Source organism: Dolichospermum sp. LEGE 00246 (assembly GCF_015207865.1).
Lineage (GTDB): Bacteria > Cyanobacteriota > Cyanobacteriia > Cyanobacteriales > Nostocaceae > Dolichospermum > Dolichospermum heterosporum.
In genome coordinates, this window is the sequence record NZ_JADEWA010000269.1 from 1 (window position 1) to 7,428 (window position 7,428).

General features: G+C 36.6%; 13 protein-coding genes. 9 read left to right on the forward strand and 4 right to left on the reverse strand.

The features are described 5' to 3' along the window. Positions 1-374: DUF6671 family protein (locus IQ228_RS16825; RefSeq protein ID WP_370566903.1), on the reverse strand; the 374-nt coding region annotated here is incomplete at its 3' end. 64 nt (positions 375-438) lie between these two features. After that, a complete protein-coding gene (locus tag IQ228_RS16830; protein WP_193963628.1) occupies positions 439-1,011 on the reverse strand; it encodes a GNAT family N-acetyltransferase in 573 nt (190 codons plus the stop codon). Positions 1,012-1,191: 180 nt separating this feature from the next. Here IQ228_RS16830 and bioB point away from each other — a divergent pair, with 180 nt between their 5' ends. The 8 genes from bioB (at position 1,192) to IQ228_RS16870 (ending at position 5,277) form a co-directional block, all read left to right on the forward strand. Further along, positions 1,192-2,193: a biotin synthase BioB gene (bioB, locus tag IQ228_RS16835; protein WP_027401480.1), complete on the forward strand. Its 1,002-nt coding sequence runs from the start codon at positions 1,192-1,194 to the stop codon at positions 2,191-2,193. Positions 2,194-2,274: 81 nt separating this feature from the next. Beyond that, positions 2,275-2,592 (forward strand): hypothetical protein, encoded by a 318-nt coding sequence (locus tag IQ228_RS16840; RefSeq protein ID WP_027401481.1) that lies wholly within the window; start codon positions 2,275-2,277, stop codon positions 2,590-2,592. Continuing rightward, positions 2,589-2,957: an aspartyl protease gene (locus IQ228_RS16845; RefSeq protein ID WP_193963630.1), complete on the forward strand. Its 369-nt coding sequence runs from the start codon at positions 2,589-2,591 to the stop codon at positions 2,955-2,957. The genes IQ228_RS16840 and IQ228_RS16845 overlap by 4 nt, the downstream gene beginning before the upstream one ends. A 599-nt stretch (positions 2,958-3,556) precedes the next feature. After that, positions 3,557-3,895, forward strand: coding sequence for a hypothetical protein (locus IQ228_RS16850; RefSeq protein WP_027401483.1), 339 nt, complete (start codon positions 3,557-3,559; stop codon positions 3,893-3,895). Positions 3,896-3,912: 17 nt separating this feature from the next. Continuing rightward, positions 3,913-4,368 (forward strand): type II toxin-antitoxin system VapC family toxin, encoded by a 456-nt coding sequence (locus tag IQ228_RS16855; RefSeq protein ID WP_027401484.1) that lies wholly within the window; start codon positions 3,913-3,915, stop codon positions 4,366-4,368. A 14-nt stretch (positions 4,369-4,382) separates the two neighbouring features. Continuing rightward, entirely contained in the window at positions 4,383-4,553 is a 171-nt protein-coding gene (locus IQ228_RS16860; protein ID WP_193963634.1) for a hypothetical protein, read from the forward strand. Positions 4,554-4,603: 50 nt separating this feature from the next. Then, complete coding sequence (locus tag IQ228_RS16865) at positions 4,604-4,858, forward strand: DUF2281 domain-containing protein (RefSeq protein ID WP_096670988.1); 255 nt, start codon at positions 4,604-4,606, stop codon at positions 4,856-4,858. Next, on the forward strand, positions 4,855-5,277 hold the full coding sequence (locus tag IQ228_RS16870; RefSeq protein ID WP_027401486.1) for a type II toxin-antitoxin system VapC family toxin: 423 nt from the start codon (positions 4,855-4,857) through the stop codon (positions 5,275-5,277). Before IQ228_RS16865 ends, IQ228_RS16870 begins: the two co-directional genes overlap by 4 nt. A gap of 162 nt (positions 5,278-5,439) precedes the next feature. Here IQ228_RS16870 and petL read toward each other — a convergent pair whose 3' ends face one another. Next, positions 5,440-5,532, reverse strand: a complete 93-nt coding sequence (gene petL / locus IQ228_RS16875; RefSeq protein WP_035081422.1) for a cytochrome b6-f complex subunit PetL — start codon at positions 5,530-5,532, stop codon at positions 5,440-5,442. 130 nt (positions 5,533-5,662) lie between these two features. On the opposite strand from petL, the gene aroB reads away from it, so the two are divergent. Next, a complete protein-coding gene (gene aroB, locus IQ228_RS16880) occupies positions 5,663-6,754 on the forward strand; it encodes a 3-dehydroquinate synthase (RefSeq protein ID WP_193963632.1) in 1,092 nt (363 codons plus the stop codon). A gap of 46 nt (positions 6,755-6,800) precedes the next feature. On the opposite strand, the gene IQ228_RS16885 is transcribed toward aroB, so the two are convergent. Continuing rightward, positions 6,801-7,166 (reverse strand): hypothetical protein, encoded by a 366-nt coding sequence (locus IQ228_RS16885; RefSeq protein ID WP_027401488.1) that lies wholly within the window; start codon positions 7,164-7,166, stop codon positions 6,801-6,803. Positions 7,167-7,428 lie beyond the last annotated feature (262 nt).

A 7,428-nucleotide genomic window follows, 5' to 3' on the forward strand; every position in this document is an offset into this window, starting at 1 on the left:
ATAGAAAATACTTCACCAATAATTTCTAAATCATTTTCTTGATCCAGAAAAATAATGATTTCTCGGTTAGCATAAATATAGGGAATGAGGGGATGAGGTGCAAAACTTCCTTCACTGGCGATGCCTATAATGGGCGTATCTATTGCTATTTTTTCATCATACATTTCTAAGGCTTGTTTAGCCTTTAATCTAGCAGTGATAACTTGCGTATCTGGACGTTTAATTTCTCTAGTAAAAGTTCCAAAAACATCAGTATTTAAGCCTTGAGGAACTATCAAATTAATTCCTAAATGTTCTTTTAATAAAGGAGAAATTACTTTTTCTTTATTGTGCATTGTCGCCAAAATAGCCATGCGATTATTATATATTGACATAATTTATTTCTCCATAATTATCTTCAGATCCCCGACTTCTTGGAAAAGTCGGGGATATAAAATACTATAAATTTGGTCGCCAATGGGGATTTGTTAAACTGGTGAAAATATGATCTTCCCATTTACCATTAATCATTAAATAATCCCTAGCATATCCTTCAACTACAAAACCGACCCTTTTAAGAACATTCCCACTCCGGCGATTATGTGGCATATAATTAGCCATAATTCGGTGAAAATTTAATTCTTGAAAAATATACCCTATGGAAACAGAGAGGGCTTCTGTCATGTAACCATAACCTTGGGCTGATTCCGCTAAACTATATCCTAATTGACAAAATTGAGCAGCACTATAGATAAAGTTGCTAAAATTAGCAGTCCCCACAATTTGTCTAGGCTGATGTTTCCGATAAATAAATAGTTTTAATGAATAGTTGTTCACAAATTCCCAAAAACTGGTTTCTACTTGATACTCCCAATAATCGTCAGTGAAAAAGTTTTCATCCCATTCAGGATAAAATGGCGTAAGATATTCTTTATTTTCCGTAAAATATTTGAGTATGTAAGGAATATCCTCCATCACTGCCATTCTTAATATTAGGCGATCGCTTGTCAGAATTGGTGGCTCTGATGTCATATACTCAAATTTTAATATTTTAGTAAGATGATATTTTAAAAGTTTTGGGCGAATGTAATTCGCTGCTACACAATCAAAGTCCGCCTACGCGGACTAAGAAAATTCGGGTTTTGTCTGTGTGGTTCCGCGATTTCTAATCGCCGGGGCTAGTTAATTTGAACTACAAAAAGGATCATAACAGTGGGAATACGCTACGATTGGCAACCAACAGAAATATTGACAATATATAATACACCATTTCTAGAGCTAATTTATCAAGCTGCTACTGTGCATCGTCAATATCACAAACCTGAACAAATACAAGTTTGTAAACTTATCTCCATTAAAACTGGTGCGTGTCCCGAAGATTGCGGTTACTGCGCCCAATCTTCCCGCTATAAAACTGAGGTAAAACCCGAAGCACTGTTAGAAAAAGAAACAGTCATAAATATTGCCAAAACAGCTAAAGAAAGCGGTGTGAGTCGGGTTTGTATGGGTGCTGCTTGGCGAGAAGTTCGGGATAATTCCCAATTTGAGGAAGTTCTGGATATGGTCAAGGATGTAACTGGCATGGGTTTAGAGGTATGCTGTACCTTGGGAATGTTGACAGAAAACCAAGCCAAGCGGTTAGAAGATGCGGGATTATATGCTTATAACCATAATCTTGATACCTCAGAGGAATATTACAGCACTGTGATTACTACTCGAACTTATGGCGATCGCCTCAATACAATTGCCAATGTTCGCCAAACTAATGTTACCGTATGTTCGGGCGGTATTCTCGGTTTAGGAGAAAATGTTAGCGATCGAGTCGGAATGTTACATACTCTCTCAAATTTACAGCCTCACCCCGAATCTGTACCCATCAATATTCTTTCCCAAGTTCCCGGTACACCTTTAGAAAATCAACCCGATGTCCCCATTTGGGATGTAGTGCGGATGATTGCGACTGCTAGAATTATTATGCCTAAATCTGACGTGCGGTTAAGTGCAGGTAGGGCGAGACTTTCCCAAGTAGAACAAGCTTTATGCTTCATGGCTGGTGCAAATTCCATCTTCTCCAGCGATGATAACAAAATGTTAACGGTGACTACTCCCTGTCCTGATTATGACGCAGACAAAGAAATGTTGAATTTGCTTGGTTTAGAAATGCGTCCCCCATTTCAAAAGCAGGAAAAAACACCAATTCCAGCGATGATATAACAATTGAAAATTACCTCTCCCTGACTGGGAGAGGACTCGAATATGCTAGAATTTAGGATGAACTTTAAGCAGGTGATCAAGATGACACAATCCACACCCCAAAGAGTTGTCCGTCGTGGTCGAGTATTTCCCGAAATTCAGTGGACTGATGAACAAAAAGCTGAAGATAGAGCTAGAAGACAGGCATTTTCTGAGCGTTGTTGGGTAATTTTTGAGCGTTTAAAACCAGAAATATTAGATAAATATTATGGTTGGTATATTGCTATTGAACCTGATAGCGGTGATTATTTTATTGATCAAGATAAGGAAGTAGCCAGTAAAATGGCCAGAGAAAAGTATCCTCATGTTATTCATCATATTTATGGCATTAATGAAACGGGAGTTAGTGGCAGAATATGATTGAGGGCAGATTTGGAGAAAATGGACAAGTTTATTTTGAAATTGATTTAATTGGTGGGGATAATTTCAGTTTTCCTGTAGAAACAAGGTTAGATACAGGATTTACTGAATTTTTAGCTATGAATAAACAAGATGTACAAAGTCTTGATTGGAATTTTTTAGGTCAAGATAAATTAAGAACTGCTCAAGGAGAAACTGATTTTGATGTTTATCATGGTAGGGTAATTATAGATGGTCAAGAGTGGGAAATCCCTGTATTTGCTGGAGATGAAATACAGGAAATTTTACTGGGTTCTCGATGGTTGAAGTTATTTGTTTTAGTTGCTAATTATGGTGAAGATAGGGTAAGTTTAGATTTGATTTAATTAAGATTTTTTATTAATAAAAAGGTGGATTACGGGTTGTATCTAGAACGAAATAGCCCTGGGTGGTAATTGCCAGAATATTTGGTCTTTATTCCAAATTTTAGGGCTAGGATGCCTAAAAAGACAATATAATTAGATTTAGGGACTTCCAAGAAATAAATTATCCTGATTAACGAACCACAGAGGCGCAGAGGACACAGAGGAATAAGGGTTTGAGAGATTTTTGTGTTAGGTGGTTGAGTATTTTTTTATTTGGAAGTCCCTTAACTATAATAACTCAGCCTAAATCACTCACAAAAACTCCTCAACAACCACCTCATACAGATAGTATTAGCTCAAAAGGCATAGACTATACAAAGCTTTAGGGGCTGCTGAATAAACCTAGAACTGAGATATATCAAGAGTTTGAAGGTAAAAAAGGTGAATCAGGTGCAAGGAATAAGGGTTGAAATCAGCAAAAACCTATCACTTGACCAGATTCAATACTATTCTTCTCTTCTTCTAATTCTTCCTCCTGACTCCTGACTCCTAGCCCTCACAGACAACTTTTTCAGCACCCCCTAATTACGCTTTATCAACATTATGAGGAATAAATAATTATGTCTCAATCCGATTTAATCAATAAACCAGAATTAAGTAACACTACCGAAGAAAATCATCTCATAGAAATTTTACGAGAAATTCAAGCAACACCTAAGGAATACTGGCCGAATTTACTACAAATGATGCGAGTATTTCGAGAAAGTGTTACTTTTAAACCTGAGATTTTTAACCATTCTCAGCTAGAAATAGACGCACAACAACAAATTTTAAATCAACAACATCAATTACTCAAAGAATTAACCAAAGAGTGGTTAGAAGAAGGAGAACAAGAAGAACAAACGGAAACTTGGGAATATTTGCGGCAAAAACAAGAAATTGATGATAATCCTTTTTAAGATTAAGCTGAATTTATATGAATAAATTGATTTTCCTCGATACAAATATTTTAGGAATGGTAACAAATCCTAAAAGTTCTAATTCTAATTGTCAGGAGTGTAAAGAATGGTTAGATGAATTACCCTTAAAAAGTTATCAAGTAATTTTACCAGAAATTGCTGATTATGAAGTAAGACGAGAACTGTTAAGAGCGGGAAAAACAAAAGGAATTAAACGTTTAGATCAATTCAAACAAGCGATTACTTACTTGCCTATTACTACTGCTACCATGCTTTTAGCAGCACAATTTTGGGCAGAAATTAGAAACACGGGAAAACCAACTGCTGATCCTAAATCTCTTGATGGTGATGTTATTTTAGCAGCACAAGCAAAAATAGAAGAATTAAATGGAAATCAAGTAATTGTTGCTACTACCAATGTTGAACATTTATCCTTATTTGTAGATGCTCGTGAATGGCAAATGATTAATTAAAAAGATTTCTCTCATTGCTGGAAAGTTTTGATTTAAAACTAAAATCCAAACAACTCCTAGAAATTGCTAAAATAGGAGTAGAAAAAGCGATAGAAACCGATGAAGCAACAGCTACAGATTGGATAAATCAACAATTGGAAAATTTAGGAATTGATCTCAAAAATGGAGGAGAAAATAAAAATTAATGCTGATGTCATTTATAATAGAATTATAGCCTAGTAGTAGAGGTGAAACAATGACCATTGAACAAGCTGTTTTAGAGAACTTGCGAGAGTTACCAACCGATAAACAACAAGAAGTTTTAGATTTTATTCAATTTCTCAAACATAAATTACCACCAAAAAAACCAACTTTTAATTCTGACGGTGAAAATTTCTGGGAAATGACCTTACGATTTCGGGAACGGATGGAAAGAGAAGGTATAGAATTTACAGATGATGATTTTGCCAATCTTAGAGATCGTAGTCCAGGACGAGAGGTGGAACTGTGACTTTTCGTTTTCTTTTAGACACTAATATTATTTCGGAAATTAATAAAAAAATCCCAAATAAATTAGTTGTTGATAAAATGAATCAGTACCAAGGTGAAGTAGTTACAGCTTCGGTAGTTATTCATGAATTATTATTTGGCTGTTTACGTTTACCTCCTGAATCTGGAAGAAGACGTTTTTTAGAAGATTATATTGAAGAAATACCTGTTAAAATGCCAGTTCTTGATTATGATATCAATTCTGCAAAATGGCACGCACAGGAACGGGCTAGATTATCAAAAATTGGTAAAACACCTGCTTTTATTGATGGACAAATTGCGAGTATTGCGTTCTGCAATGACTTGATTTTAGTAACAAATAATGTGGCAGATTTTCAGGATTTTGAGGATCTGATAATTGAGAATTGGTTTATTAAATGAGGGACTAACTGTAGAACAAATTGCTCGGATATTTGAGTTAGAGATTGAAGTGGTGAAAACTTGCAATCAAACAGCAAAGTAGTAAATAGACATTTGATAATCTGATTGAAACCAATACCTAAACCCACATAAAGTGGGTTTAATTAGCGTCTAATTGTAGGATTAGAGGATCTTAGCTCCGCGTAGACCAAATAACAAGCCTACAGCTACACCCATAAACACGCCTAGAAAGACAATATATTCAACTACAGCCATTTGTTTTGCTCCAGATTAGTTACTTATTTCTATTCAATCATCAATAATTCTGAAAAGGAACAGGGAATGGAAAAGAGGTTGTCAACTTGGGGTAAAATACCCAGACGAGTGATTATATTAGGGTTAGGGAATGAGTTCTGTAATTAAAGTAGATATACCAGAAAAATCTTATGATATTACCATTGCACCTGGGAGTTTAGATCAACTAGGTGAACAAATGGCGACTTTGAAACTAGGTAAGAAAGTATTGCTAGTTTCCAACCCGATGATATTTAAATATTATGGCGAAAGAGCGATCGCCTCTTTAGAAAATGCCGGTTTTCAAGTCGTCAGTTACAACCTACCCCCAGGTGAACGCTACAAAACCCTCAACTCCATTCAAAAACTCTACGACATCGCCCTTGAGAATCGCCTAGAACGCTCCTCAACAATGGTGGCATTAGGAGGAGGTGTTATTGGTGATATGACAGGCTTTGCCGCCGCCACATGGCTCAGAGGCATCAACGTTGTGCAAGTTCCCACCAGTCTCCTCGCAATGGTAGACTCAGCCATTGGTGGCAAAACCGGCGTAAATCATCCCCACGGTAAAAACTTGATTGGTGCATTTCATCAACCCAGTTTAGTTTTAATTGACCCAGAAGTCTTAAAAACCCTACCCGCTAGGGAATTTCGGGCAGGAATGGCAGAGGTGATCAAATACGGGATCATTTGGGACACCGAACTGTTTACTCAACTAACAGCAAGTAAACACCTTGACCAACTCCGCTATGTGAAATCCGACCTGATAAACAGCATATTAACTCATTCCTGTCAAGCAAAGGCAGATGTTGTCAGCAAAGATGAAAAAGAATCTGGAATCAGGGCAATTTTAAATTATGGTCATACCATCGGTCATGCAGTAGAAAGCCTCACAGAGTATCGTCTGTTTAAACATGGTGAAGCTGTAGGCATTGGTATGGTAGCAGCGGGAGACATTGCTGTAAAATTGGGACTTTGGCAACAAGCAGACACAGAACGTCAAAACGCCTTAATTAAAAAAGCAGGTTTACCCACCCAAATACCCGCAGATTTAGATATTGAAGCTCTTATTGATGCTTTGCAATTAGACAAAAAAGTTAAATCTGGCAAAGTCCGCTTTGTATTACCAACCCAAATTGGTGCAGTCAAAGTTACCGACGAAGTACCAACAGACATAATTAGAGAAGTATTGTTAGGGAAGTAGGGGCAGGGAGACCCTGCCCTTTTCAGCTTTTTAAGACCATATCTTGCTAAACTGGTAAAGGCGCTGAACCATTCAATTGCCGAGCAGCATTGATACAAACAGGGCAATCACAGCCAAATAGCTTGATAGCTAGATCACTTTCAGCATCAGAAAATTCTAGTTCTTTAGGATTATTTGTGTCCGCTTGTGCCAATTTCATGGGTTCTTTAGCAACGCTCAAAGGAGTATTACTCACCTGTATACATACCTTGTTCGGAGTTGCTGAATGGGGAGACATGACACAAGATTCATGAGTACCAGCAGTGTCAACTGTTTGACTAGCATGAGCAGGTCTACCCATCATCACCATAGATAACATGGATGTAAACAACACGGGGCTAGAAATCAAAGTTAAAATAAATCTTTTGTTCATGTACTGTTAAAAACCTTGTTATTAGGGAAATAAACCAATTTATCTTTTCCGATAACTTGGTTGTTAATCAGTCTATCTTATCTAAGAAGAGGGAACAGGGAACAGGGAACAGGGAACACAAGAAAGGGAATATTTATCTTTTTATTGCTTTTTACCAATTACCCGTAATTACTAATATTGCGTAAATTTTCGATTTTGTATTTAAAATTAGTTACATAAAAAGTTAGAGTAATTACTCATTAAGATATAATCCAGATTATCT